Genomic DNA, 25,852 nt, shown 5'->3' on the forward strand with positions numbered 1-25,852 from the left:
TTTAAATGTATCAAATTGATTCACAGTATATATCTCTAAATATAGCAAAAAAAAAGGATCCTTCTTGGAAGGATCTTTTTTTTGTATTGAAATAGACAGAGTAAATAATGAAATACTAATCTTCTTTTTTAGTATCAGTATCTTCCTCTTTCGTCTCTTTTTTGAATTCTTTCATTCCTTTACCTATCCCCTTCATCAATTCAGGGATTTTTTTTCCTCCAAAAAGGACAAGGATAATTACAGCTATAATAAAAATCTCTTGACCACCTAACATTCCTAAAATTACTGCAGGATTCATAACGATTCTATTTTTAGTGTGTGTTTAAATTAATTAAATATTAGTTTGATTATGTCATTTCCATTTGCATAAATTAGTAGTGCAAGTAAGATAAACATACCAACTGTTTGTGCATATTCAAGAAACTTCTCACTCGGTTTTCTTCTTGTGATAATTTCGAATAACAGAAATAATACATGTCCACCATCCAATGCAGGAATTGGTAGAATGTTCATAACAGCTAATACAATAGACAAAAGTGCAGTCATACTCCAGAAGCTGTACCAATCCCATGTTGTTGGGAATATTTTCCCAATAGCAATAAACCCACCAACACTCTTATAGGCTCCTGTATCAGGATTCCCCATTAATTTAAGCTGCTTCAGATAGTTTACAATAGAGTTTTTGCCTCTTTCTAAACCTCTTGGGATAGATTCAAGAAATGTATAGTGCGTTGTAGCTATTTCAAATTCATATTGATTAAACATAGTACCAATATATCCTTTGTCACTCACTCGTAGCATCACCTCTTTGTTTGTCCCTTCATGAAGATATGATACCACCACATCTTTGCCTGCATTCTCTTTTGCATAGGCTTGAAGTTGATCCAGAAACTCAAAATGTTTCCCATCAATAGTTTCAATTTGATCTTGTAGATTTAATCCTGCATTTCTTGCTGGAGAATCTTTTGAGAAATTAGCTATCGTTCCATCATAAGGAGTGCGTGGATACACAAAAGATTGTTTTGTTGAGATCAATTGAGCCACTGTTCCTTTTGGGATAGAAAGTGTTACATTTTCACCTTTTCTATCCACCGTAAGCTGTTTGGCATCATCCAAAAGCATAAAACGATTGATATCTGAAAATTTCACAATTTCCTTGTTGTCAATAGAGACAATCTTATCTCCATTCTCAACTCCTGCCTCTTTGGCTATATCTGAAACTTGAACTCCAAATTTTATATTGTCGTTAGGTAAATAACTCTCTCCCCATACGTAACTAATTCCTGTATAGATAATACAAGCAAGAATTACATTATTAAGTACTCCCCCAATCATGATTAAAAGACGCTGCCACGCTGGCTTAGAACGAAACTCCCACGGTTGTGGTTCTTGTTTCATCTGTTCTTTGTCCATCGATTCATCAATCATTCCAGAGATCTTCACATATCCTCCTAAAGGAAGCCATCCAATTCCGTATTCTGTGTCACCAATTTTCTTTTTAAAAAGAGAGAAATAAGCATCGAAAAATAGGTAGAATTTCTCCACTCGACATTTGAATAGCTTGGCAAACATAAAGTGTCCGAACTCATGGACAATGACTAGTAATGAAAGACTAAGAAGGAGTTGTGCAACTCTGATAAATATTTCCATATGTTATAATGTTCTTTTTTTAATAACCTCATACGCCATCTCTCTAGCAACCTTATCTGTTTCAATATAGTCGTCTAGTGAAGGTTTGGCAATATAAGAAATTTTTTCCATCACTTCCTCATTCAATTGAGGCATGCCTAAGAAAGAGATCTTGTTCTCTAAAAATGATTTTACCGCAATTTCGTTGGCTGCATTTAATGCACATGCTTTATTTCCGCCCTCTTCCATTGCTTGGTATGCCAAGCGAAGATTTGAAAAAGTATCCATATCTGGAGCCGAGAAGGTAAGGCTTGGATAGTCCATAAAGTTAAATCTCTTAAAAGAGGTCTTGTATCTCTCTGGATAAGTCAGCGCATATTGAATGGGTAGTTTCATATCTGGTAGCCCCATTTGCGCTTTCATGGATCCATCTTCAAATTGAACAAGTGAATGGACTATACTTTGAGGATGAACAATCACTTTTATCTGATCTGCATGTAGGTTAAAAAGCCATTTTGCCTCTATTACCTCAAAACCCTTATTCATCATGGTTGCAGAGTCGATGGATATCTTAGCACCCATATCCCAATTAGGATGTTTCAATGCATCTTTGGCAGTGACTCCTTTGAGTTGATCTCTATCTCTTCCGAGGAAAGGTCCCCCTGAACAGGTAAGATATATCTGCTCTATCGGATTGTATTGTTCTCCAGCCAAGCACTGGAATATTGCAGAATGTTCGGAATCGACAGGAAGTATTGCGATTTGATTTTCTTGAACCTTTGACTGGATAAGATCGCCTGCAACAACTAAGGTCTCTTTATTGGCCAAAGCAATTGTCTTTTTTGCTTCAATGGCTCTTATTGTTGGGAGTAGCCCAGCATATCCAACCATGGCAGTAACTACGATGTCAATGGAGTCCATCTGTACGACTTGTTCCAACGCTTCTGCCCCAGCATATACTTTGATGTCGTGAGACGATAGAGCCTCATCGACCTCCTTGTACTTTGCTTCATTTGCAATTACGACACAGTTTGGTTTGTATTGTATTGCTTGTCTTATTAATTCCTGTGAGCTATTGTTTGCAGTGATTACTTCAACAGAGAATCTATCTGGATGATGGTCTACAACCTCCAGGGTTTGGGTTCCAATTGATCCTGTAGACCCAAGTATTGCTAATCTTTTTTTTGTGGTCACTTTTTTATCTTCTTTTTATTTCCTTCGCAACTTACACTATTCAAAATGAATATAGAGTTGGGGATTTACTGCTACGCCTTTGTACCATAGCTCAAAGTTAAGGTAAGGAAGTTCTTTCTTCCTGCTATTACCAATAATTGCAATTGCTTCTCCTGCTCTGACTTTATCCCCTACTTTTTTTAATACCTCTTCATTGTGTTTGTATACCGAAATAATATTATTATCGTGTTGAATTTGAATTACATATTTGTTATTTGCTGTGTAGCCAGCAAAGATAACCGTACCATCCAAGGTGGAGAAAACAGTAGAACCTTTTGCTGCTATTAGACTAATACCATAATGATGTTTCTGAATACTAAAAGGGTCTTTTATCTTTCCTTTTAATGGAGAAAAGAGAAGTACACTTCCTAATATTCGATGACTATTTTCATTGCTATTGATGGAAAGATTTTGTTTGTCTTCTTGAATCTTTTTTTCAAATACTGAATCGTGATTGAACTCTTTGAATTTGATGTTGTCTAGTTTTACAACTCCTTTAATATTTGCCGTGTCGGTTATCTCTATCGGAGTGTCCCCCGCAAGCATTCTTCTAAAATCACGGAAATATTTATCTCGAATAGCTATCTCATGTTCAAGAGAATCTACAGCAATAGCATTTTTGATTATTTCGGTTCGCATACTTTCAGAAGTATACCCAGGAATAAGCTCTCTCAATGGAGTGTATGCAACTAATGATATGGATAAAGTTGCGATAACAAGTACAAAAAGAGCTAGTAGTATGTAGAAACGACGTAAACTAAAACGCAATTGTCTGATTGCGTGATAGGTAATGTCGTGATATACCACGACTCTATAGTGGTCTTTTAATCGTTCTCTTAATTTCTTTGGAACATTGTTGTCTGTATTGTCCATATAGTTAAAACTATCATTATACTTACAAAGGTAATAGAATTTAGATGTTTTATCACTTTTATGACATCCTAATGATTCATAATTTAATTTAGAATATGGGCAAAAATAAAAAAAACACAAGATGGGTTTGGGTTTCTATGAAAAAGATCTATATTTGCAACCGCAATATCGCGGGGTAGAGCAGTTGGTAGCTCGTCGGGCTCATAACCCGGAGGTCGCAGGTTCGAGTCCTGTCTCCGCTACATAGGAAATGAAGTGATTCAATATCGGAATGCTTCAGAGTAGCAAACAATACATCGCGGGGTAGAGCAGTTGGTAGCTCGTCGGGCTCATAACCCGGAGGTCGCAGGTTCGAGTCCTGTCTCCGCTACATAGGAAATGAAGTGATTCAATGTCGGAATACTTCAGAGTAGCAAACAATACATCGCGGGGTAGAGCAGTTGGTAGCTCGTCGGGCTCATAACCCGGAGGTCGCAGGTTCGAGTCCTGTCTCCGCTACATAGGAAATGAAGTGATTCAATGTCGGAATGCTTCAAAGTAGTAAACAATACATCGCGGGGTAGAGCAGTTGGTAGCTCGTCGGGCTCATAACCCGGAGGTCGCAGGTTCGAGTCCTGTCTCCGCTACATAGGAAATGAAGTGATTCAATGTCGGAATGCTTCAGAGTAGCAAACAATATATCGCGGGGTAGAGCAGTTGGTAGCTCGTCGGGCTCATAACCCGGAGGTCGCAGGTTCGAGTCCTGTCTCCGCTACACAGGAAATGAAGTGATTCAATGTCGGAATACTTCAGAGTAGCAAACAATACATCGCGGGGTAGAGCAGTTGGTAGCTCGTCGGGCTCATAACCCGGAGGTCGCAGGTTCGAGTCCTGTCTCCGCTACTATTCCTAAGAGGATATTCATTTATTGAGTATCCTCTTTTTTTTAAATATATTGTCCGTTTCTCTATCCCATATTCCATAATCCTGTTCGCAGATGCCTTCTTCTTTTGTAGTGTCTTCGGTTACCCTTCAGTTACCCTTCAGTTACCCTTTGGTTACTCTAGGAGTAACCAAACCCTAACCAATCTGTGATGGATACGTATCCAACGTACGGATTAAGGTTGTATGAAAAAAGATTGTACCTAATTATAAGCCCTGTTTCTACCTGATTATTTAGGTTTATCATTATTCATTACGATGCATATTTGGATAGAATATGGTGTTAATGTCACTCATTAGTATATTTAAGATATTAGTTTGCTGTATTTATACTTCCAATCCATTTCTTGCGAGAAGATGTGTAATATTCTACATATATTACAAAAAAGGTCTATATCATAGAGTGATATAGACTCAACTATCCCTGTTTACTATATATTGAATATTGATTATTTTTAAAACCTAAAGCACAGTATAAATGCTGAATTTATATTTGTGATGTGATAGTCTTTTAGGGCCTGTCCATATTCGAAATTTAGAGCTACCCCTAAAGCAATTGATTTATTTATTTTGTATGTAAGATCAGAACCTATTTCTAAAGATGGAGCCCAAGGCTGTTCATTAGACTGATCAATAGCAATAGGTTTATCTAGATTCCTAAAATTCATTTTAGTTTCATGTTTGAGCTTGTAACTAATTCCAATATTTCCATGAAGACCAAGCTCCCATTTTGGAGATTGTATAAGAGAGTAGTTTAGCCCTAATCTCCCATAAAGAAGGTTTATGTCACGATGAATATATTCTTTGATAGATTGATAAGTTCCAAGGTTTGTATTAAATTTAAGTAACTGGTATTTCAATGAACTTGTAAACTCTAATTTTGATGAGAGTTTATAACCCGTATCTAACCTGATTCCATAATTGAATCCATATGGATTGCCAATAGTACTATCTGATTTGTCCCCTCCAATTATTATTTTTGAATAACCAGCCGTTCCCCCTATTTTAATACTAAACTTCTGTTTTCTTTTTTTTCTTAACGGAATTTTTTCTTGATCTGTAGTATTGATAGTTTTAGTGTTGTCTAGTTCTAGTTTAGACAGGAGGATTTTATCTTTCTTCTCAGTCTTATACGACTTATGTTCTATTACCATAGGAATTCTCTTACCTTGTTTCGACGTTTTAATAACATGGTTCGCTTCTTTTGTTTTATCTGAAAAAAGAACTTCCTCTGTTTTTTTGTTATTTATTTTTTTATTTATCGTTTTTGCAGCATCAGAAAGATGAATATTATTATTAAGTACATTAGGCTTTCTCCGAATAGATGGAGAAAGTTTTTTTTTGTCGAATGAAGTATTTTCGTTGTTCTTTGGTCGTATATTTTTAGTTCCGATCTTTTCTACTTGTGAGTCAGTCGTGATAATAGTAACAACTTTCGATGGAGTTTGTGAAATAAGTTCGACTTTGTTTTCTTTCTTTTGATATATCATGTGACTACTTGTTGCAATAACTGCTGTTGTCCCAGAGGTTGCTACTACTCCAATAATAAAATTCTTAGACCCTAGAGAACTTATTTTAACTAGCCCTTTTTTTATTGAGGATGACAGGTTCTTGGAAGAGAGAGTAGCCATCATTCGTCCTGATGTTTGTTGCATAATATACTTGGTGACAGTACTAGAAACAGGCACCTTAAAATCATTAGCCTTGGCTCGTAGAAGATTTTCGAAGTTTGATTCTGCCATTACTTATTCTCTGTGATGTTTTGTAAAATAATTTTTTGAAAAGCTTTTTTTGCTTTATGGTATTGCGATCTAGAAGTAGATTCTTTTATATCTAACATCTCTCCAATTTCTTTGTGAGAATACGATTCCATTGCATATAGGTTGATAATGGTTTTATATCCTTTAGGGAGTTTATTCATTAGTGATATAATACCACTAATGTCTAAATGTTCTAAAATTTGATTAGACTCTTCTTCTTCTTCTTCTGTAATATCGATCTCTTTTTCATCTATTGATATGTTGTTATTTTTTTGCTTAATTGTGCTCAATGCTGTGTTAATAACAATTCTTTTTCCCCAAGCTTCAAATAAAGATTGATCCTTCAACTTATCTAGATTCTGGAATATTTTAATAAATGCTTCTTGCAATATTTCGTTTGCTTCGTCTTCAGACGAGGCATAACGCTTGCATATACCCGCAAATATTGGTGAATTTTTTTTGTATAACTTATTAAATGCGCGTTGGTCATTTCCAAGGCATTTTTTAATCAATCTTTTAATCTCCATCTATACGAAATAGGTAAAAAACTGTAGTTTTTTATATATGACTACATTTTGCATAAAACGCTGCTTAACTTATGATATTTTGTTCAAAAAATATCATAAGTTAAATATATGATGGTTGATGTGGTTTTTTATTTGTCGATAATCATCTATTTGTGTATTTATTTGATTTATTATTGATAAATGAGGCAGCGAATCTTATGATTAACACTCTTTATTAGTAGAAAACTTAAATAATAATAAATTTCAATTATGAACTTAATTAAGAATTTGATTTTAGCTGCATCTATTTCACTAGGACTTCTTGCGAGCTGTAAAGACAGTAATAGTGAAACACCCAAAACTGGATTACAAATGCAATTAGAGAAGCAGTTAGATAAGTCCTATGTTGTTCCTAAAAGTGATGACGAAATAAAAGGGAGTAATGGTGTGAGTACTTCATGTAAAATAACATACTATCAGGGCGAGACAAAAGTTGGCGAGAAAGATTGTTATAAAGATAATTTCACCACGGAAGATAAGTCTGTTAAATATGAAATCAAAGATGATAAGTTCAATGTAGAGAAAACAACGTCAAAAGGTACAGCTATTAAAGAATCATATGATGTTTCTTACAATTCAGACGGATCTTTAAAAATCAATGAAATTGACTTTAAAGTAAGACTAAAAGATGGTGATCTAATAGTTTATTTTGACACTAAGGTATTGCAGAGTGTTATGGATATTCTTCTAGTGACTTTAGATAAGTCTTTTGTAAAAACACTTAAAGTAGAGGGAAATATCTCAGGTGTTGGGCAGATTACAATCCAATATTCAACTTCTTCAAGTAATGCTATTGAAGTAACTGCGTCAGAATTAGTCGATACATTTATGTTTTTTAGTAAACGAAATAAGGATTTTCCAAAATTTAGTAACTACTCTATTTTTAATACGATCAGTGTCACTAGTGATCAATATAACTATCAATTATTAACATTACCTCAAGGGGCTAAAAATAATGAAGTGTGCGATGTTAATATTATAAATCAGTCATTTGATGTCGCTAGTGTTAACAATAAAAATGTACGAGATCTATTTTCGGCAATGTTTAATAGAACGGAATATACTTTTAAAGGACGAAGTTTAACGATTACCAATATTGTACATGAATCATCAGAAGAATATAAACTTTTAGTTTATGGTACTTCTAATGGAAAAGATGTACAGTTCTATATTGATGCTTCCAAAGATGATGTAGGTGGATGGAGAACTCCTGCGAATAATTAACAATACACTACCTGTACCAATTAGCAAGAGAAGAGGATTCAGAGACAGGATATCTCTTCTCTTTTGTTTGTGCGAAATGTACATAAACTAAAATAGTGAAGGTTCATGTATGTGTGGAGTATACTAAAGCATTCGTGATTTGCTATAACTGTTTGACATGATTCTAAACTAGTGTTAAGCCATGAACATATGTGAATAATTGACGTATAATAATCTGATATAAAATTACGAATGGTATGTCATTCGGGATTGCTATGATACAATTCTTCTCTGATTTACGGGTGTTGCTATACATAGTTATTAGATAAAAAAAACAGTAGTGTTACTAGTCTGGTTTACTTTGAGCACTAGTTCTCTTATCATAAAGTGTGCACCTTTTTCGAAGAGTATCGTTTTAAGTATTATCAGTTTTGTGAGATGGAATAAAGCAACCAATAAGCTGTACTATAACAAAGATTCCGATTTCGCTCAAAATGATGGAAGCCCCAGAGGGGATATCTAATAGATAAGAGAAGTAGAGTCCACTAAGAAGTCCGAGGAATCCGATCCAAATAGAGTGAAGCATCATGTATCTCAGTTGATGCGTGAATTTCTGGGCTGTGGCTTGTGGAATGGTCATCAAAGAGATCACTAAGATGATTCCTGAAATACGTATGTTTGCTACGATGGTTAAAGCGATAAGGATTGCAATAATATAGTTAATTGCTTTTACAGGTAGTTTTAAGGTTTTGGCATAGGATTCATCAAAGGCGATGGCAGTGATGACCTGATGTGCTGCAATAAAGAAGATGGTCATAATAGCTGTAATTATTCCCATGGCCCAAAGATCGGTGCTTTGTACTGTTAGTATATCTCCAAAAAGGTAGCTCATTAAGTCGGGTGCATATCCAGGAGTTAGGGAAACCATCAATATTCCTAATGCCATTCCTGCAGCCCAGATGATTCCGATGGCAGAGTCTTCTCTAATATTCGATTTGGAGCGCAGGAACTCGATAATACAGGATGCAAGAACGGCAAATACCCCTGCTCCCCATAATGGATTGAATCCCATAAAATATCCAAGGCCAACCCCTCCAAAGGAGGCATGGGTGATGCCCCCACTGATGAAAACAATTCTTTTAGAAACAATATATGATCCAATTATCCCACAAGATATCGCAGCAAATATTGCTGCAATGAGAGCATTCTGAAAGAAGTCGTATGATAATAGTTCAATCATGATCGTTAAGAGGTTTGAAGTGGTCTTTAAGTTCTTTTATTTGGCTGTTGGTATGATACAAGAATGAGGCAGGGCAACGCTTTTCTTTCTCGTTGCTGGGCGTTTCTATTCCATGAAAATGGAGTGTCCTATTTACACAAGCTACTTTTTTTACAAATCTTGTCACGGTACCTATATCGTGAGAGACCATTAATATCGCCATTCTTTGATTTAAAATATTGAGCTTTTCATATAGCTCATGCTCAAAAATGGTGTCTACATATGTGTTTGGTTCATCTAAAATAAGAAGTTGGGGATCATTAATTAAAGAACGACATAAAAAAACTCGCTGTAGCTGTCCTCCTGAGAGCTCTCCGATACTTCTTTTTGCAAATCGATCCACCCCCATCTCTTTTAACAGAGACATCGCTTTTTCTCGATTTTCTTTTCTCAGTCTTTGGAAAATGTTCTTTGTGGTGATTTTACCTGAAAGTACTACGTCTAATACAGAGATAGGAAATGATCGATCAATATGATTGATCTGGGGAAGATATCCAAATATTTTTTTCGATTTAGTCGTCTCTTCTGTGTGCCACTCAATAGATCCTTTCAGTGGTGTAATAAGCCCTACTATTGTTTTTATTAGGGTTGTTTTTCCACCTCCGTTCGGTCCAATAACTGCAGTGAAGTCATGATCATAAACCTTTAGGTTGATATTTTCAATGATTGTTTTATTATCGTATCCTGCAGATATATCCTTTAGCTCAAGAATTAAGTTGCTCGTTGTTTTTTCCAAGAGAGTAAGTTTTGGTTGGGAGTATTTAATTATTCTTTTTCTGAGATAGCACTGCCAATATTTCTCATTACTTCTGGCCAGTTGTATCCAAGAGGATCAATAATAACCACTTGCCCATCGATCTCTTTGGCAATAATATCTGCACTTGAGGTACTAAATTCTTTTTGAACTAAGATGGTCGTGATGTTCTCTTTCTTTGCAACTTCTACAATATGTTTTAGTTGTCGCAGGGATGGTTTTTTTCCTTCAAATTCTATCGCTTCTTGATTCATCTGATACTCTGCAGAGAGATAACCAAGCACAGGATGAAAGATTAGAAAATCTCTATCTTTCATGTTCTCAAGTTTTACATTAAGTTCATTTTGAACATGATCGATAGTATCCATCAGGCTCTCTAGATTTTTCTTATAGAAAGTTTTGTTTGCAGGATCGAAATGTAAAATCCCATCGTAAATATTTTGTGCAATTATTTTTGCAGCACTTGGTGCAAGCCATATATGAGGGTCTGTACCATAATGAACATGATCGCCATGTTGATGTGCCAACTTCTGCTCGGGTATACCAATACTACAGTTGATAAGATCTGTTTGTGGGTGGTTTGCCTGCCATAGACTATCCCATCTATTTTCGAAAGGAAGCGAACCTATCTTTACAAATCCATCCGATTTTTCAAGTTCTGTCATCTGCTTGGAAGATGGAGAGAATGTTTCTGGACTACTCCCCGGAGGAACCATTACACGTACTTCATAGCGATCTTTAACAATCATGTCTACAAAATATTTTAAAGGTTGGATACTGACAAAAAGCATTGGTTTTGTATCTGTATCTTCATCCTGGCTGCTTTTTTTATTTGAATTGCAGCTTGAAAGAAGTATGATAATAGCTAGAAATGTATATATTTTATTCATCTGTTGGTCCTCTGTTTTATGTCTTCGAAGTAATGTCTAGAATGAGATCTTTTTCGTTATTTTCTCTTATTAACAGGTGGCACAGGATCGTATCCGTGAGTTCCCCATGGGTGACATTTACTTAAACGCTTGATTGTTAAATATAGCCCTTTGATAGGCCCATGTTTTGATAGTGCTTCTAAAGCATAGACGGAACATGTAGGGGTATGTCTACACGAAGGTGGAGTCATTGGTGATATGACACTGCGGTAGAAGAAAATAGGCAATTTTAATACTTTGATTGCAAAGTTGCGAACTATTTTGATGAAGCTTTCCATTCCTAACTGCTTTAGACTACTCAAAATTAATGATATTGTCTTATTTAGAAAAATTCTAGTTGACTGTTTTTACTAAAAAATGTATCATTTTTAATTATCTATAATTTTGGCAGATTGAAAAGAGATCATTGGCTCTTTTTCTGTGATATTGTTTATCTTTGCATCAAAGGTCTTATGATCTTTTTTTGAATGTGTTAGACAAGAAAAGAATGGAAGAAAATAACCAAGTAAAGGAACAATTATACGGAAAAACATTGACTGAACTACAAGAGGTTGTAGTGCAGTATGGCTTTCCAAAATTTACTGCAAAGCAGATATGTGAGTGGTTATATAAGAAAGATGCTACATCTTTTGAACAGATGACAAACTTATCTAAAAAAGCGAGAGAGGTGTTGTCACAAAATTTTACGATTGGATTAGAGACGTATTCCGATCGTAAAGAGAGTGTCGATGGGACAAAGAAATATCTGTTTCAGGTGGGAGACCATAAATATATTGAGACTGCCATGATTCCAGAAGGGGATCGTAAGACTGTTTGTGTCTCTTCTCAGGTGGGTTGTAAAATGAATTGTCTTTTCTGTATGACAGGAAAACAGGGCTTTCAACAACATCTGACCACAAATCAGATTCTGAATCAATTACGAATGATTGATGAGTGGGGAGGAGTCACCAATATTGTCTATATGGGGATGGGTGAACCAATGGATAATATTGATTCAGTACTAAAAAGTTTAGAGATCATTACTTCTGACTGGGGCTATGCGATGAGTCCTAAGCGTGTAAATGTTTCAACGGTTGGAGTGATCCCTAGTTTGAGACGTTTCTTAGATGAGAGTAGCTGTCATCTGGCTATTAGTCTGCACTCTCCATATGATGAAGAGAGATCAAAAATTATGCCTGTTCAGAAAGCATATAAGATTCAAGATGTGCTTGATCTTGTACGTCAGTATGATTTTAGTGCACAACGTAGAGTGTCTTTCGAGTATATTGTATTTGCTGGGTTAAATGATACCCCAAAGCATGCAAGAGCACTTGTTGCCTTATTGAAAGGGATACCATGTCGCATGAACTTAATTAGATTTCATGAGATACCAGATACTCCTCTTCAGGGAACGAATGAGCAGCGTTTGCAAGCGTTTAAAGATATGTTGAACGAAAAGGGATTGTTGACCACTGTTCGTGTTAGCCGTGGAGAAGATATTTATGCTGCTTGCGGCCTTTTAAGCACAAAGAAATTGGTAGAAAATAAAGGTGAATAGTCTCCCTGTCTACTTAAAAAAATAATATAACGCTGAAATATGATATCTAGCTTATCATATTTCAGCGTTTTTTTATGTTTTAACATTTATAGCGTGTATCTTGAAAGAGTGTTTTATTTTTGTCGTATAATTTAAATTCCTTGACAATATCTGAAAAATTGTTTTTATGAAATTTTCTACTTCGGTATATAGAAAGAGCGTGCAGATATTCACTATTCTGCTGTTGCTTACCTCTTGTGTCTCCAAACGAATGTATAAGAAAGGGTTGGCTTTAGAAAAGGCAAATATGCCTATTGAAGCAGCTGAATATTACCTAGTCTCCGTTCAAAAAAATCATAATAATGTAGATGCACGTATAGCTCTGAGACGTACAGGACAGCAGGTTTTGGATCGTGATAGTAAACGATTTATGCAGAGTTATAAAGAGCAAAATAATGAGGCTGCAGTGGATCGTTACAAGCAGATGAGACAATACTACCATCAACTGAAGGGATTGGGGGTAAATATTGTATGGAATAATCAGTTAGATATTTACTATGAAGAGGTGAAAGATGCTTTCATCTCTAGTGCTTACCAAAAAGGGGCATTATGGCTTAGTCAGGAACGATTTAGAGATGCTGCTACCATCTTGAGTAAAGTGTATGATTTGAACCCAAACTTCAGAGATGTGGCGGAGAAACGCAAAGAAGCAATCTATGAGCCGATATTTAGAAGAGGACAACGGTTGCTTTCTGAGGGTGCCCCAAGAAAAGCATATTCTCTCTTTGATCATATTCTAAAGAATGGTGGTGAGTATAGAGACAGTAAATTGTTGAGAGAAGAGGCTTTAGAGTTGGCTAAAATAACGATGGTGATAACACCATGTCTTCATGGTGATGGCTTGGGGCGAATGTCAAGTTCTGTGAAGCCTTATACTGAGAATGCTATAAAGAGTAATCCATCTCCATTTTATGGGATAAAGATCGATCCTAAGGAGGCTTTTTTTCATCTTGACTTGTCGGAATATCTTCGCTATGTTCATGGAATGGGTGCCAATGCTATTGTGCGTGTCAAGCTGAATGATACTCGTTATTGGGTGAGTGACCTTGAGCGAACCAAAGAGTGTGCTTATACAAAATACACAGAAGTCTATAAAGACAAAGATGGGAACAAGCAAGAGAGAACGGTGTATGATAAGAAGTTCTATTATGAGTATCGTGCTTCTTCTTCTTTTCGCTATTATTATCAATTTACTTTGATTTCAGCCTTGACAGGAGAGGTTTTGATGACGAAGCAACTTGAAGGAAGGTGTAGCGATAGAATACGATTTGCTGAAACGAAAGGGGATTATAGAAAATTGATTCCTGGATATTTCGAAAAGGTGAATAAAGATTCTCCCAAAGATTATGTGAAAGATGATAAGCGAGCAATACGAAGTCTTCATACGTTGTTTAATGCAAGAAATAAATTGGTTCCTATCTATGAGATGCAAAAACAAGCAGCTGTGGATATGGCTCAAAATATTGCCAAGTACGCATGTCAGTATAATGGAGACAAGCAGGTGGAATAAGAAAAATATAAAGAAGTTTATGAGTGCGTATAAAAGTAAAAATTATATTATTTGGATCGGTGTATTGTCCTTTTTTCTATGGTCATGCGCAGGTACTAAAAAGTCTGTTACACCTGTAGAGGAATTACCTAGTTGGGTTACAAATCCTCCTGTATCTTCACTCTATTATGTGGGTATTGGAAGTGTTGAAAAGACCCCTTATAATCAGGGTGATTATAGGGAGACTGCCAGGAAGAGTGCGCTTTCGGAGATCTCTAATGCAATTTCAGTGGAGGTTCGAAGTAATACTTCATTGCAACAATCTGATGACCAATCGGGGGTCTCCCACCATTATCAATCTAATATAATCACTCAGAGCTCTCATCTTTTGAAAGGGGTTGAGTTGGTGAATGGATGGGAAAATGACCATGTTTATTGGGGCTATTATCGATTGTCTAAACAGCGTTATCAAGAGCAGTTGTTGCAGGAGTGTGAGCAGGTGCTTGTTAAGGTTAATATGGAGATCAAATCTGGTGATACTGCCTCTAAACAGTATAAAACAGAATTGGCTATATCACATTGGGTTCGTGCAATCTCTTTATATAATACGATGAAATCAGAGATAGAGAGTCAAGGGCTCGGAGATGCTTTGGATCAGAAGGTGTGGAGCACGATATCTAAAGAGATCGCTTCATTAAAATGGCAAAGTCCAAGTGGTTTTCGTGCCAAAAGAGGTGGTGTTTGGGACAAATCGTTTCGTCAGTTTACTTTAGTTGGGAAAGATGATCAAGCTGTTGCCTCTGTTCCTGTACTGTTCGATCTAGATGGTGGTAATGGTTTGGATTACTTAGAAAACATAACCGATAACTATGGAGAGTCTATTGCGCCAGTTCTTTATGTGAAAAGTACGAATAAAGATATGGGACTTTCGGTTCGCATTGATATGAAAAGGTGGGTTCGAAAAATGACCAATGATATCGATGTGAGGAGAAGATTCTGTAAGCTTTCTGTGCCTCAAGGAAAGGTTTCTGTGGTGGTGCTTACCCCAACAGTGTCTCTTAAGCCCAATGGTAAGGGAGGTAGCTTAAAGAGGTTTATGGAGGTGTGGAGATCTAAAGTGACAGAAGATCATCTTCTTGCTTTGACAAAACAGCGTGCAGATTACCAAATGATGGTTCGACTAAATGTCATCACTTCAAAAAGTAGTTATGGAGCTATTACGGCAGAGATGGTGGGACGCATCACAGTGAAAGATTCACGTGGTGTCGAAAAGTGGAATTACGCTATCGATCGTTGTAGTGGTACCTCGATGAATAAAGAGGAGGCCATTGCGATTGCTTACAAAAAGTTGGTTCAACGAGTTGACTACAGAGCTTACCCCCAGATGGTGAAGTTTCTAAGACTAAAATAAAAAAACTCTCTTCACTAATTCTGTAGTGAAGAGAGTTTTTGGTCTTATCGCTTCATGATACCATAACATACTATTTGAAGAATGGTGTCCACACTCTTCTCTAGATCTATCTCTTTGTAATTTCCAGCAGAGAGAGGCATCTCTAATCCTTTTATCGCCGTTGTAATCCCAATAGCGGCAAGCGTAAAGTCTTGGATCGCAAATCGCCCTCTTCTTGCTCCATCTAAAAGAATACGTTTCATCATACGTATCTCTTCTTGGTCGTAGGTTGCCTTCATCGATTCTACAAAACTGACAGCAGCACTATCATTTTCGATGGCGTTATAAAAGTTCGCCAATTGACGATAAGTGGTTATCTTAGTTAATATATAGTCTCTAAGTTTTTCCTCAGGATCTGTATCTTTACGAAGGACCTTCGAAAGCTCTTGTCGAAGAATGTCTGCCTCTTTTTTGATTACTTCTTGAAATATATCTTCTTTGCTATCGAAATAGTAATAGAGAGAGCTCTTCCCTTTGCGAACCGCATTCGCTATATCGTCGAGTGTAGTTTTTTTGTAACCATATTTACTGAAAATTTCTTGTGCTATGGTTAAGATATGCTCGCGAACGGCATCTTTTTTGGTGTTCACTGTTTCGTTCTTCATGAAGCCTTTTGAGTTAATATCTTTTGATTAAACAGACAAATATAAATTAAATTTTTTAAATCACACGGAAGGGTTGAGATGTCACATTATATGTTAAATTAATTCAAAGTCAAGTTGTTTCTTTTCAAGATTTGCTTTTGCGATACGAACTTGTAGCTTGTCTCCCATCTGGTATTTATTTCCAAATGCTTTACCAACAATACAATAGTTCTTTTCATCAAATTGATAATAGTCGTCACGTAATAGAGAAAGAGGAATCATCCCTTCGCATTTATTTTCCTCTAGTTCCACGTAAATACCCCATTCAGTAACACCTGAGATTGTCCCCTCAAAAATTGAACCAATTTTGTCTGCCATAAACTCTACTTGCTTATATTTTATAGATGCGCGTTCGGCATTGGCAGCTCTTTGCTCTCTTTTTGATGCATGTTGACACATGGATTCATATTTGGATTCCATTACAGATCTACCTCCATCAAGGTACCTCGCAAGTAGTCGATGAACCATCATATCAGGGTATCTTCGTATTGGTGATGTAAAATGACTGTAGTAGTCAAAATGCAATCCATAATGGCCTATGTTGTGTGTCGAATATTCTGCCTTTGCCATGGTACGTATTGCTAAAGTCTCAATCAGATTTTGTTCGACCTTCCCATCCACGTGGCCTAGTAGCTTATTCATAGAAAGTGCAATGTTTTTAGGAGAAGTGGTCTGTATTCCGTATCCAAAGCGCTGAATAAAACGGTTGAAGTTATCTAGTCTTTCTGGATCTGGCTTATCGTGGATACGATAGACAAAAGTTTTAGCATGTTTTCCACTCGGTTGTTTTCCAATAAACTCTGCAACCTTTTTGTTTGCAAGCAACATAAACTCTTCAATGAGTTTGTTGGCATCTTTGCTCTCTTTAAAATAGACCCCAGTAGGTCTTCCATATGAGTCAAGGTTGAATTTAACCTCTACTCTTTCAAAGCCAATACTTCCATTGTCGAAACGATCGGCTCTTAGTTCTTTTGCTAGTCTATCTAGTGTTAGTATCTCTTTCTTATATTCTCCTTCTCCCCCTTCAATGATCTCTTGTGCCTCTTCGTAAGTGAATCTTTTATCCGAATGAATAATAGTTCTACCGAACCATTGCTTTTGTACTTCTGCATCATTGTTTAACTCGAAGACTGCAGAGAAACACAACTTGTCCTCATTTGGACGTAATGAACAGATTCCATTGGAAAGATGTTCGGGCAACATAGGAACTACTCTGTCTACAAGATATACAGAAGTTGCTCTTTCGTATGCTTCCTCCTCTAACATTGTGTTTGGACGGACATAATGTGTCACATCTGCAATGTGTACACCTATTTCCCAATTGCCATTGTCTAGTTGCTGAATGGATAATGCATCATCAAAGTCTTTTGCATCTTTCGGATCAATAGTAAATGTGGTGACCTCTCTGAAGTCCCATCGTTTAGAAATCTCTTCGTCTGTAATTCCGTCAGTCATCCCTTGCGCATACTTCTCAATCTTTGTAGGAAATTTTGTAGGAAGTTCATACTCTGCAATGATGGCATTCATTTCCGCTTGGTGATCGCCTACATCTCCTAATACTTCAACTACTTCCCCAAATGGATTCTTTGCATGGTCAGGCCAGTCTGTTATGCGAACTAACGCACGTTGTCCATCTTCAGCTTTTTTAAGTTTATCTTTAGGTATAAAGATGTCAAAATTCATCTTCTGGTTGGGAATAAAGAAGTTGAAATGTTTAGATCGTTGAATGATTCCAACCATTGGTTTTTCATTGCGATGAACGATCTGAACAACCTCTCCTGTCTGTTCTTTTTTCTTCCTCTGGGCATGAAGAAGTACCGATACTTGGTCTCCTGGTAGTGCCTTGTTCATGTGGTGTGCGAGAATAAGAATAGGTTCAGATACATCGTCTACTATTACTACTCCATTCCCTTTGGATGCAATTCGTATCGTACCATTTACATATCCAGCATTAGAATCTAATTGATATTGTCCACGAGATTCTTGAAAAATAACTTTCTGATCTTCAAGTTCAAATAGAACAACTGTAATCAGTTGCTTTGTGGGCATGTCCTTTACTTCCAATATAGAAGACAACTGCTTGTAGTTAAATAATTTATTGGGGTTTTCTTGAAAAAGTTTTACAATACTTTTCTTAATATCTTTTTTAGTAAAAAGTTTTCTGCGTCCTTTTTTATTCTTGTTCTTTTTGTTGCCCATAATTCTCTTTGCTATAATTAGTAAACGCTGATACCCTTAACATCTTAAATCATTACTTATATGATACAAATGAGATTGGAACATTGTTTCCTCTTTATTATTAAAAACGCAAAGATACGATTATTGTATGGAACCCTATTGAAATTAATTAATCTCTCCTATTTATGAAGCATAATTTATTATTTTTGAACCATCTCTATGAATCTTTCGTTGTTTTTTTGTGAGATGTTTCAATGAGTATTCAACTCATTTGAACGGCAATGAATGAAAAAATGATGTATACATTATAAGGCAATTTATAAAAGATGCGAGCAAAAGATCAAATAAAGGATGTTGCAAGAAGTGCCATTGTGCAGTCAGCTAGAAATGTTTTTGGTAGATATGGATATCGTAAGACTACATTAGAGGATATCGCTAAAGATGCCAAAAAAGGGAAGAGCTCTTTGTATTATTACTTTGATAGTAAGGAAGAACTGTATATTGAAGTGGTTAAGATGGAGGCAAAAGAGCTTGCTGAAAATATCATGCGAGTACTAAAAGAGGTAGTTGATCCTAGAGAGAGGCTCTATCGATATATTTATGAAAGAACGATGGGAATTGGTAAATTCTCCACTCTTCATGAAGCAGTGAAAGATGTTAGTGTCCAAGATATGGATTTTATTAATCCATTGCGTGAGAAATATTTAGAGGATGAAATATCTATCGTTGAACGTTTTCTGAAACAAGGAATAAGTTATGGTATATTTGATATTCCTAATCCCTCTCTGGTTGCTAATACCATTGTCATTGCGATAAAAGGGTATGATCAACCTATTATTCAGCAGAAATTTGGTATTGTGAGCTTTAATGAAAAACTATACTCCTTGATCTCTTTGCTTTTGAAAGGAATTACTAGCGACTTAGAGAGAAAAAGAAATTATAATTTGCCTATGGCAGATGTAGATTGATCGCTACAATTCTATGTCTATAAGAAATGATTTGGGTACCTCTTTTATCTCTTTGAATGGGTCCCATCGTATTTTATCTAAATGAAGAATTTGATTATCTTTTATTTCAATACCCTCGTTTTGAAGTCTTGAAGCCATCGTTTCTCCATTGAAATGTGCTTGTCCTGTTAGTAGTCCATTACGATTTACAACTCTATGTGCAGGAATGTATGTCTCTTGTTCATGAGACCTATTCATTGCCCAGCCTACCATTCTTGAAGCTTTGGGGGAGCCAATGAATTTGGCGATCATTCCATAAGTTGTAACTCGACCTTGGGGAATAAGTCGAACAACATAGTATACTCTTTCGTTGAATGTCATCTATTGAATGGCGAATAAAAGGCAACAGAATATTAAATTACTGTTGCCCATATATTGATTATTATTCTTTTCTACTTCGTCCGAAACTTCTGTAATCATCTGGTTCAATCTCTACTTCAGGCTCTACTAAGCCGTTGTAGTGCATTACCCATCTAAGATACTTAATTGTTTTGCCTCTGTCTAGCCATTGTTGTTCGTAAAAAGTCCTAATAGAAAGAATGTCATCTACGACATCAGAGTTATAGAGATCATTCGTGTTTTCCTCTATCTCAAATTTGTTTTCATGAACCATTATATCTGTATATGTGTACAGAAAATTGCTATCCGTTTTTAAATGAACCAATCCACCCTCTTTTAGGTATTGACGATAATGATTCATAAATCTAGTGGATGTCAATCGACGACGAGTGTGCTTCATCTGAGGATCCGCAAATGTGATCCATATTTCAGATATTTCGTTCTTATCAAAGAATAGATTTAAAAGCTCAACATGCGTTCTAATGAATACCACATTGATCATTTTATTATCTACGGACTCTTTTGCACCTAACCACATGCGAGAACCTTTGATGTCAACACCAATAAAGTTCTTGTTTGGATATTTTTTTGCAAGTCCTACTGTGTACTCTCCTTTACCACACCCTACTTCAACGACAATAGGATTATCGTTTTTGAAGAAGTCTGAAGCCCATTTCCCTCTGTATTCAAAAGTTCTAGTTTGTAACTCCTTATATGAATCTTGGAAAACATTTGGAAATGTCTCCATCTCACTAAATTTCTTTAGTTTATTCTTTCCCACTTTCTATATCTGTTAATTCAATTTTTAATCCGATGTCTGATATCCCCTCTATATACCCATTGTCGCTCCTCATCCCTTGTATTATTTGAATGCAGTAGTTACCTGTATCAGGAAGCAGAGTATTTTCTTTAAAAGGATATTTAAGTTCAAAGGTGTCTCCTAGTCCTCTTCCTATCCATTTTCCACGAAGGTCAGCCATTGTTACTTCTAATGTATCATTGAACACTTTCCCCTTAGGACTTATCGTTTTAACAAAAAGCCAAAGATTTGAGTAGATATAACTATTGGTATTTCGAATCGTTATATCCATGTCGTAAGCCAAATCGTTATTGGATATATGAGGCTTAAAAACAACTAAAGAGTCTTGGTGCCACTCTCCATCTTCTATCGTGTAATAGCTATCATATATAGAATTGTTACTACACGAACTGAAACATGCTATCAAAGTGGAGGTCACGAGAAAAAGTAATATATTACGCATCATCTTTCTTTGGTCTTCTAAAGTTTTTCTTTCTGCGTTGAATAGGTCTTTTCTTGACTTCAGTAGTTTCTGTTTGCACTGATGTGTCTTTTGGCTTTTGAGGATTGTTTTTCTCCTTATTTCCTTGTTTTAACTCAGGTTTTGAAGTCTGTTCAGGATTTCTTCTCTTATTTCGATTATTTGGTCTCTTTTTATTCGAGTTAGCCTCCTTTGTTCTCTCAGAACTTTCCGCTGTTACACCTTTATTAGAAGTGTTCTCATTACTAGTACGTGAATTACTTCGATTGTTCCTCGTATTGTTTCGAGAGTTGTGATCATTTCGGTTATTAGTTCTGCCTTTTTTCTTCTTTCTAGTAGGTTTATCTTCTAATTTATCAAAACGATCAAGGCTATCTTGTCCTACAACATTTTGATATCCTGTAGCTTCGCTGATAACAATAGAAGCATCTACATCGCTGGTTAATTCGTCAACAGATTCACTATTTCTATTTTTTCGAATTACCTCCTTTACTTTGTCAACTGTCAATGCAACAATTCTATTCGGACCATTGCCCTCAAGTGCATACCAAAGGATTCTATTGAAGATATCTGCTTTTTGAAAGAAGTATTTGCCTTTTTTAGTGTGTAGTGGAATTTGAGTTGATGGAAAGTCTTTTTGGGCATCCATATAACAATCCAACTCATAGTTAAGACAACATTTTAGTTTTCCACATTGTCCCGCTAGTTTTTGGGGATTAAGTGATATCTCTTGGTAACGTGCAGCATTGGTTGTTACGGAGACAAAATTAGTCATCCATGAACTACAACAAAGTTCTCTACCACAAGGACCTATGCCGCCAATACGACCAGCCTCTTGACGAGCGCCGATCTGTTTCATTTCGATTCTAATACGAAAGTTTTCAGCATACACCTTAATCAATTGACGAAAATCGACACGCTCATCTGCAATGTAATAGAATATTGCTTTGGTTTTGTCTCCTTGGTATTCGACATCCCCAATTTTCATGTTTAATTGAAGGTCTTCAGCGATCTTTCGTGCTCGCAACATCGTCTCATGTTCTAAAGCCATTGCTTCTTCCCACTTCTCAAGATCAACAGGTTTGGCAACACGATAAACTTTTCGTAGTTCACCATCAATGTAAGTGACTTTATGTCTCTTCATCTGTTTGAGGACAAGATCTCCAGTTAATGATACCATTCCGATATCATGACCAGGTGATGCTTCCACAGCAACCATATCACCTACTTCTAGGTGTATTCCGTGTACGTTATAGTAGTAGTCCTTTCTTGTATTTTTAAAGCGGACTTCAACAATCTCTCCTTTGTTGAATGTATTTGGTACGTCGCTCAACCAATCATAAACTTGTAGTTTTGTACAAGATCTTGACTCTTTACCTATTGAGCAACCCTTACATGAATTATCTGTAGAGTTCATATCAAAATTATATATAATGACCCATAAAAGATTTATAAAGAATCTTTTATGGTAGAAATAAATGGTAAGCTTTTATTGCTCACCTCTAATTGATGTACCGTATAGATGTACATCAAGATGCACGGGTAAACGATATTTATACCCGAATATATTTGGTAATCATTAATCCCAAATGAAGAAAAATGATTTTGCTATTCCCATTCATCGAGACATCACGAAATGCTAGGTCAAGCTCATGGTAGAGTGTTTCGACATTTCTATCATTAATGAATGGATAAAATTTATTAGACCACTCTTTTTGTGAGTGATCCAAATAGACTAATTCTGGTTGTTTCATGTTCATGACAAAATTTTCACGAACCATCCCTTGTGCGTAAAGAATAAAATCTTTTTGATTTTCTCTACTTTTTTGAGCCATCTCTTCTGCCCATCCAATGATGTCTACCACCTTTCGGCTATAACTTAAACGCATTAGTGTTTGAAAAGATAATAAATTCTGCTCTTTTTGACTATGTTTTTTAATTATTTTAATCGCTTGATACATGCTTCCTTGAGCCAATCTTGCGACTTCAGTCATATTGCTATCCGAATCAGGATAAGTTTGTTCTAAATAATGCGCCATCTCATCTGGAGCTAATGGTTGGCATCGAATCTCCTGTATACGTGATTTAATGGTTGGCAGAATCTTGTTTTCCTCTTGAGAAACAAAAACCATTATCGTTTTGCTTGGTGGCTCTTCAATAAGTTTTAGCAATTTATTGGCACTTGTTGCATTAAGTTTTTCTGGAAGCCAAATCAATAATGACTTATATCCTCCTTCGTAAGACTTTAAATTGATCTTCTTAACAACCTCTTCGCTTTCGTTACCATAAATGATTGCCTGTTTGTTCCCGGCATCTATCTCATCAAGCCAACTATTAAAGTTTAGATAGGGATTTTTGTTTAATGATTCACGCCATATAGGTAGATAATGATCACATTTCTCTAACCCTTTGTTTTTAACAATTGGAAAGACAAAATGCATGTCAGGGTGTATCAGTTTAGAGATCTTTTTACACGAACTACAAGTCCCACAAGAGTCATGATTAATAGGTGATTTACAGTGTACGAATTGAAGAAAAGCAATAGCAAGAGACAGTTTGCCTATACCAGAGGCTCCTGTTAAAAGTATGGCATGGCTAAGACGGTCATCTTCAACCATCTGAATTAATCTATCTTTCGTGGAATGGTGTCCTACAATATCTTTTAATCGCATCTTTATGAGCTGAAAAACAATAATAATCTTGTGAGTTGTTGTTTCAAAAGTAACAAAAATAATAGATAGAAATGACTCTTATGAATTTTTGATAGACATTGTATTGTTCTTATATATGTTTTACAACAATTCTATCACAATTTTTGTATATTTGGAGGTCTTAAATATCAAATTGACAAGAAAATGCAAAACATAGAGACTTACGATTTTTCAGGAAAGAAGGCGTTGATTCGTGTTGACTTCAATGTGCCATTAGATGAGAATTTTAACATTACAGATGACACACGTATGCGTGCTGCTCTCCCTACAATACAGAAGGTGTTGGAAAAAGGCGGTGCTGCAATTATTATGTCACACTTAGGTCGACCAAAAGGTGTGGAGGAGAAATTTTCTCTAAAACCTCTTGTTAATCACCTTTCAGAGTTGTTGGGTGGAACAAAAGTAGTTATTGCACCAGACTGTATTGGCGATGAAGTACAAGCTATGGCTGATGCTCTTAAGCCAGGTGAGGTGTTGTTACTAGAAAACCTTCGCTTTCATAGTGAAGAGAAGAAAGGTGATGTAGAATTTGCAAAGAAGATTTCACAACTAGGAGACTGTTGGGTTAATGATGCATTTGGTACTGCTCACCGTGCGCATGCTTCTACTGCAATTCTTGCTGATTTCTTCCCAGAAGATAAGATGTTTGGTACTTTAGTACAAAATGAAGTGGAAAGCTTAGATAAAGTTGTTGCTACTCCTGCTCGTCCTTTTACTGCAATTATGGGTGGTGCGAAGGTATCTTCTAAGATCACAATTATTGAGAATATGTTGGACAACGTGGACAACTTGATCATTGGCGGTGGTATGATCTTTACTTTTGTGAAAGCTTTAGGTGGTAATGTAGGATCTTCACTTTGTGAAGATGATTACCTAGAAATGGCTCGTAACATTATTGTTAAAGCAAAAGAGAAGAATGTAAATCTAGTTATTGCTTCTGATTGTGTTGCAGCAGATAGTTTTTCTAATGATGCAAACACTGAAGTAGTTTCTGCTGGTGAGATTAAAGAAGGTTGGATGGGACTTGATGTAGGTCCTGATACAATTGCTCAATTTAAAGAGGTTATTGGTAATTCAAAAACTGTTCTTTGGAATGGTCCTGCGGGAGTATTCGAAATGGACAACTTTGCTGCAGGAACTAAAGCGATTGGTGAAGCTGTTGTTGAGGCAACTAAGAATGGTGCTTTTTCTCTTGTTGGAGGTGGTGATTCTGTTGCTGCTGTAAACAAGTTTGACATAGCAAAAGATGTTTCTTATATCTCAACTGCTGGTGGAGCACTACTAGAGTATCTTGAAGGAAAAGAACTTCCTGGTATTGCTGCTGTACGTAAGTAAGATCTTTGAAAGTATATAATAAAGAAGGCTATCTATAATTTAGGTAGCCTTTTTATTTCTTAAATATCTCTGATTCATGCTACCCTACTGGTATCCATCTCTTCCGTTATATAGCTTCAAAAGCTATAATTACCTCTATTAATAAATACAATTACTTTTCTGTAGTCTCCTTTTAACAATTATTTATACCGTGTCATTTGTCTTAAAGATAAGGAGCTTACATGTGGCTTTATATCCATATATCAGTCTCTTTATTAGAAAATATAGATTTTATGTCAATATAATTGAACAAAAGACGTTTTTAGTTGTAGTAATATAAGAAACTAGTTGTTCAAATTATAGTTAACATTACATGTATCCCCAATACCCTTATGTTAATTTTACACTTTTCGAACTCTGACTTATTTGGCAAATAGTTTTTGCATTAAAATAGAAAACGGTAGTAATGGTTACTACCGTTTTTTTTTTAAATAATTACAATCTTTTGATCGATTAGTTCTGGAATTTCAATAACATCCCCTGGGACAAGCTTTGCCCTATATCGAAACTCTTGTTCACCATTTCTTAGGACTATTCCATCATCGACCATCATCTTGGCTTGTCCACCACTTTCTGCAATACGCAAAGTCTTTAATAGTTTAATTAGGGGTATAAAGTCTTCTGTTACTTTAAATTCCATACCTAGTTTTCATTAAT

General features: G+C 36.0%; 24 protein-coding genes and 6 tRNA genes. 12 read left to right on the plus strand and 18 right to left on the minus strand.

Annotated features, from left to right (window positions below; genetic code table 11):
* Positions 1-115 precede the first annotated feature (115 nt).
* From K4L44_16620 to K4L44_16635, 4 genes are read right to left on the minus strand one after another with little or no spacing between them, the layout of a single operon-like run.
* Positions 116-298 carry a twin-arginine translocase TatA/TatE family subunit gene (locus K4L44_16620; GenBank protein ID QZE14131.1) on the minus strand — a complete coding sequence of 61 codons (183 nt, stop codon included), beginning with the start codon at positions 296-298 and terminating at the stop codon, positions 116-118.
* Between the two features lie 29 nt (positions 299-327).
* Positions 328-1,650, minus strand: a complete 1,323-nt coding sequence (rseP, locus tag K4L44_16625; protein QZE14132.1) for an RIP metalloprotease RseP — start codon at positions 1,648-1,650, stop codon at positions 328-330.
* A 3-nt stretch (positions 1,651-1,653) separates the two neighbouring features.
* On the minus strand, positions 1,654-2,823 hold the full coding sequence (locus K4L44_16630; GenBank protein QZE14133.1) for a 1-deoxy-D-xylulose-5-phosphate reductoisomerase: 1,170 nt from the start codon (positions 2,821-2,823) through the stop codon (positions 1,654-1,656).
* A gap of 36 nt (positions 2,824-2,859) precedes the next feature.
* Positions 2,860-3,735, minus strand: coding sequence for a M23 family metallopeptidase (locus K4L44_16635; protein ID QZE14134.1), 876 nt, complete (start codon positions 3,733-3,735; stop codon positions 2,860-2,862).
* 169 nt (positions 3,736-3,904) lie between these two features.
* On the opposite strand from K4L44_16635, the gene K4L44_16640 reads away from it, so the two are divergent.
* From K4L44_16640 to K4L44_16665, 6 genes are all read left to right on the plus strand, one after another.
* Positions 3,905-3,977: transfer RNA gene (locus K4L44_16640), tRNA-Met, on the plus strand.
* Positions 3,978-4,032: 55 nt separating this feature from the next.
* Positions 4,033-4,105: transfer RNA gene (locus K4L44_16645), tRNA-Met, on the plus strand.
* 55 nt (positions 4,106-4,160) lie between these two features.
* A tRNA-Met gene (locus tag K4L44_16650) sits at positions 4,161-4,233 on the plus strand.
* A 55-nt stretch (positions 4,234-4,288) separates the two neighbouring features.
* Positions 4,289-4,361, plus strand: a tRNA-Met gene (locus K4L44_16655).
* A 55-nt stretch (positions 4,362-4,416) separates the two neighbouring features.
* Positions 4,417-4,489: transfer RNA gene (locus tag K4L44_16660), tRNA-Met, on the plus strand.
* Between the two features lie 55 nt (positions 4,490-4,544).
* Positions 4,545-4,617 (plus strand) — tRNA-Met (locus tag K4L44_16665).
* Positions 4,618-5,111: 494 nt separating this feature from the next.
* Here K4L44_16665 and K4L44_16670 read toward each other — a convergent pair.
* Together K4L44_16670 and K4L44_16675 are read right to left on the minus strand one after the other, a co-directional pair.
* Complete coding sequence (locus K4L44_16670) at positions 5,112-6,398, minus strand: hypothetical protein (protein ID QZE14135.1); 1,287 nt, start codon at positions 6,396-6,398, stop codon at positions 5,112-5,114.
* On the minus strand, positions 6,398-6,943 hold the full coding sequence (locus K4L44_16675; protein QZE14136.1) for a sigma-70 family RNA polymerase sigma factor: 546 nt from the start codon (positions 6,941-6,943) through the stop codon (positions 6,398-6,400). The genes K4L44_16670 and K4L44_16675 overlap by 1 nt, the downstream gene beginning before the upstream one ends.
* 249 nt (positions 6,944-7,192) lie before the next feature.
* On the opposite strand from K4L44_16675, the gene K4L44_16680 reads away from it, so the two are divergent.
* On the plus strand, positions 7,193-8,206 hold the full coding sequence (locus tag K4L44_16680) for a hypothetical protein (protein ID QZE14137.1): 1,014 nt from the start codon (positions 7,193-7,195) through the stop codon (positions 8,204-8,206).
* Between the two features lie 394 nt (positions 8,207-8,600).
* On the opposite strand, the gene K4L44_16685 is transcribed toward K4L44_16680, so the two are convergent.
* From K4L44_16685 to yidD, 4 genes are read right to left on the minus strand one after another with little or no spacing between them, the layout of a single operon-like run.
* On the minus strand, positions 8,601-9,425 hold the full coding sequence (locus K4L44_16685; protein QZE14138.1) for a metal ABC transporter permease: 825 nt from the start codon (positions 9,423-9,425) through the stop codon (positions 8,601-8,603).
* The gene (locus K4L44_16690) at positions 9,418-10,200 is read right to left on the minus strand and encodes an ABC transporter ATP-binding protein (GenBank protein ID QZE14139.1); all 783 of its coding nucleotides are present in this window, start codon (positions 10,198-10,200) and stop codon (positions 9,418-9,420) included. The genes K4L44_16685 and K4L44_16690 overlap by 8 nt, the downstream gene beginning before the upstream one ends.
* 29 nt (positions 10,201-10,229) lie before the next feature.
* Positions 10,230-11,108 (minus strand): zinc ABC transporter substrate-binding protein, encoded by an 879-nt coding sequence (locus K4L44_16695; protein QZE14140.1) that lies wholly within the window; start codon positions 11,106-11,108, stop codon positions 10,230-10,232.
* 56 nt (positions 11,109-11,164) lie between these two features.
* Positions 11,165-11,425, minus strand: a complete 261-nt coding sequence (gene yidD, locus K4L44_16700; protein QZE16026.1) for a membrane protein insertion efficiency factor YidD — start codon at positions 11,423-11,425, stop codon at positions 11,165-11,167.
* A 209-nt stretch (positions 11,426-11,634) separates the two neighbouring features.
* On the opposite strand from yidD, the gene rlmN reads away from it, so the two are divergent.
* The 3 genes from rlmN to K4L44_16715 all read left to right on the plus strand — a co-directional run bounded on the left by rlmN (position 11,635) and on the right by K4L44_16715 (position 15,623).
* A complete protein-coding gene (gene rlmN, locus K4L44_16705) occupies positions 11,635-12,684 on the plus strand; it encodes a 23S rRNA (adenine(2503)-C(2))-methyltransferase RlmN (protein QZE14141.1) in 1,050 nt (349 codons plus the stop codon).
* A 166-nt stretch (positions 12,685-12,850) separates the two neighbouring features.
* Positions 12,851-14,233 (plus strand): hypothetical protein, encoded by a 1,383-nt coding sequence (locus tag K4L44_16710; protein ID QZE14142.1) that lies wholly within the window; start codon positions 12,851-12,853, stop codon positions 14,231-14,233.
* A 19-nt stretch (positions 14,234-14,252) separates the two neighbouring features.
* A complete protein-coding gene (locus tag K4L44_16715; protein QZE14143.1) occupies positions 14,253-15,623 on the plus strand; it encodes an LPP20 family lipoprotein in 1,371 nt (456 codons plus the stop codon).
* Positions 15,624-15,667: 44 nt separating this feature from the next.
* On the opposite strand, the gene K4L44_16720 is transcribed toward K4L44_16715, so the two are convergent.
* Both K4L44_16720 and rnr read right to left on the minus strand, forming a co-directional pair.
* Entirely contained in the window at positions 15,668-16,267 is a 600-nt protein-coding gene (locus tag K4L44_16720) for a TetR/AcrR family transcriptional regulator (GenBank protein QZE14144.1), read from the minus strand.
* Between the two features lie 93 nt (positions 16,268-16,360).
* Complete coding sequence (rnr, locus tag K4L44_16725; GenBank protein ID QZE14145.1) at positions 16,361-18,505, minus strand: ribonuclease R; 2,145 nt, start codon at positions 18,503-18,505, stop codon at positions 16,361-16,363.
* A 305-nt stretch (positions 18,506-18,810) separates the two neighbouring features.
* Between rnr and K4L44_16730 the strand changes: the two genes are divergently transcribed.
* Positions 18,811-19,452: a TetR/AcrR family transcriptional regulator gene (locus tag K4L44_16730; GenBank protein ID QZE14146.1), complete on the plus strand. Its 642-nt coding sequence runs from the start codon at positions 18,811-18,813 to the stop codon at positions 19,450-19,452.
* Positions 19,453-19,455: 3 nt separating this feature from the next.
* On the opposite strand, the gene K4L44_16735 is transcribed toward K4L44_16730, so the two are convergent.
* The 5 genes from K4L44_16735 to K4L44_16755 form a co-directional block, all read right to left on the minus strand.
* A complete protein-coding gene (locus K4L44_16735; protein ID QZE14147.1) occupies positions 19,456-19,812 on the minus strand; it encodes an MGMT family protein in 357 nt (118 codons plus the stop codon).
* A 61-nt stretch (positions 19,813-19,873) separates the two neighbouring features.
* Positions 19,874-20,611, minus strand: coding sequence for a tRNA (guanosine(46)-N7)-methyltransferase TrmB (gene trmB, locus K4L44_16740; protein ID QZE14148.1), 738 nt, complete (start codon positions 20,609-20,611; stop codon positions 19,874-19,876).
* Positions 20,598-21,095 carry a gliding motility lipoprotein GldH gene (locus K4L44_16745; GenBank protein QZE14149.1) on the minus strand — a complete coding sequence of 166 codons (498 nt, stop codon included), beginning with the start codon at positions 21,093-21,095 and terminating at the stop codon, positions 20,598-20,600. The genes trmB and K4L44_16745 overlap by 14 nt, the downstream gene beginning before the upstream one ends.
* Entirely contained in the window at positions 21,085-22,527 is a 1,443-nt protein-coding gene (locus K4L44_16750) for a hypothetical protein (protein QZE14150.1), read from the minus strand. Before K4L44_16750 ends, K4L44_16745 begins: the two co-directional genes overlap by 11 nt.
* 136 nt (positions 22,528-22,663) lie before the next feature.
* The gene (locus tag K4L44_16755; protein ID QZE14151.1) at positions 22,664-23,782 is read right to left on the minus strand and encodes a DNA polymerase III subunit delta; all 1,119 of its coding nucleotides are present in this window, start codon (positions 23,780-23,782) and stop codon (positions 22,664-22,666) included.
* Between the two features lie 171 nt (positions 23,783-23,953).
* Here K4L44_16755 and K4L44_16760 point away from each other — a divergent pair, with 171 nt between their 5' ends.
* Positions 23,954-25,156: a phosphoglycerate kinase gene (locus K4L44_16760; GenBank protein ID QZE16027.1), complete on the plus strand. Its 1,203-nt coding sequence runs from the start codon at positions 23,954-23,956 to the stop codon at positions 25,154-25,156.
* 466 nt (positions 25,157-25,622) lie between these two features.
* On the opposite strand, the gene K4L44_16765 is transcribed toward K4L44_16760, so the two are convergent.
* On the minus strand, positions 25,623-25,835 hold the full coding sequence (locus tag K4L44_16765) for an RNA-binding S4 domain-containing protein (GenBank protein QZE14152.1): 213 nt from the start codon (positions 25,833-25,835) through the stop codon (positions 25,623-25,625).
* Positions 25,836-25,852 lie beyond the last annotated feature (17 nt).

The organism is Prolixibacteraceae bacterium (genome assembly GCA_019720755.1).
Taxonomy (GTDB): Bacteria; Bacteroidota; Bacteroidia; order Bacteroidales; family Prolixibacteraceae; genus Halosquirtibacter; species Halosquirtibacter laminarini.

Excerpts from the sequence above, each read along its gene's own strand:
- K4L44_16715 (QZE14143.1), top strand. The coding sequence starts at position 14,253 with ATGAGTGCGTATAAAAGTAAAAATTATATTATTTGGATCGGTGTATTG.
- K4L44_16730 (QZE14146.1), top strand. The coding sequence starts at position 18,811 with ATGCGAGCAAAAGATCAAATAAAGGATGTTGCAAGAAGTGCCATTGTG.
- K4L44_16685 (QZE14138.1), bottom strand. The coding sequence starts at position 9,425 with ATGATTGAACTATTATCATACGACTTCTTTCAGAATGCTCTCATTGCA.
- rnr (QZE14145.1), bottom strand. The coding sequence starts at position 18,505 with ATGGGCAACAAAAAGAACAAGAATAAAAAAGGACGCAGAAAACTTTTT.
- K4L44_16675 (QZE14136.1), bottom strand. The coding sequence starts at position 6,943 with ATGGAGATTAAAAGATTGATTAAAAAATGCCTTGGAAATGACCAACGC.
- K4L44_16755 (QZE14151.1), bottom strand. The coding sequence starts at position 23,782 with ATGCGATTAAAAGATATTGTAGGACACCATTCCACGAAAGATAGATTA.
- K4L44_16695 (QZE14140.1), bottom strand. The coding sequence starts at position 11,108 with ATGAATAAAATATATACATTTCTAGCTATTATCATACTTCTTTCAAGC.
- K4L44_16620 (QZE14131.1), bottom strand. The coding sequence starts at position 298 with ATGAATCCTGCAGTAATTTTAGGAATGTTAGGTGGTCAAGAGATTTTT.
- K4L44_16635 (QZE14134.1), bottom strand. The coding sequence starts at position 3,735 with ATGGACAATACAGACAACAATGTTCCAAAGAAATTAAGAGAACGATTA.
- K4L44_16710 (QZE14142.1), top strand. The coding sequence starts at position 12,851 with ATGAAATTTTCTACTTCGGTATATAGAAAGAGCGTGCAGATATTCACT.
- rseP (QZE14132.1), bottom strand. The coding sequence starts at position 1,650 with ATGGAAATATTTATCAGAGTTGCACAACTCCTTCTTAGTCTTTCATTA.
- yidD (QZE16026.1), bottom strand. The coding sequence starts at position 11,425 with ATGGAAAGCTTCATCAAAATAGTTCGCAACTTTGCAATCAAAGTATTA.
- K4L44_16720 (QZE14144.1), bottom strand. The coding sequence starts at position 16,267 with ATGAAGAACGAAACAGTGAACACCAAAAAAGATGCCGTTCGCGAGCAT.
- rlmN (QZE14141.1), top strand. The coding sequence starts at position 11,635 with ATGGAAGAAAATAACCAAGTAAAGGAACAATTATACGGAAAAACATTG.
- K4L44_16745 (QZE14149.1), bottom strand. The coding sequence starts at position 21,095 with ATGATGCGTAATATATTACTTTTTCTCGTGACCTCCACTTTGATAGCA.
- K4L44_16750 (QZE14150.1), bottom strand. The coding sequence starts at position 22,527 with ATGAACTCTACAGATAATTCATGTAAGGGTTGCTCAATAGGTAAAGAG.
- K4L44_16670 (QZE14135.1), bottom strand. The coding sequence starts at position 6,398 with ATGGCAGAATCAAACTTCGAAAATCTTCTACGAGCCAAGGCTAATGAT.
- K4L44_16680 (QZE14137.1), top strand. The coding sequence starts at position 7,193 with ATGAACTTAATTAAGAATTTGATTTTAGCTGCATCTATTTCACTAGGA.
- K4L44_16735 (QZE14147.1), bottom strand. The coding sequence starts at position 19,812 with ATGACATTCAACGAAAGAGTATACTATGTTGTTCGACTTATTCCCCAA.
- K4L44_16765 (QZE14152.1), bottom strand. The coding sequence starts at position 25,835 with ATGGAATTTAAAGTAACAGAAGACTTTATACCCCTAATTAAACTATTA.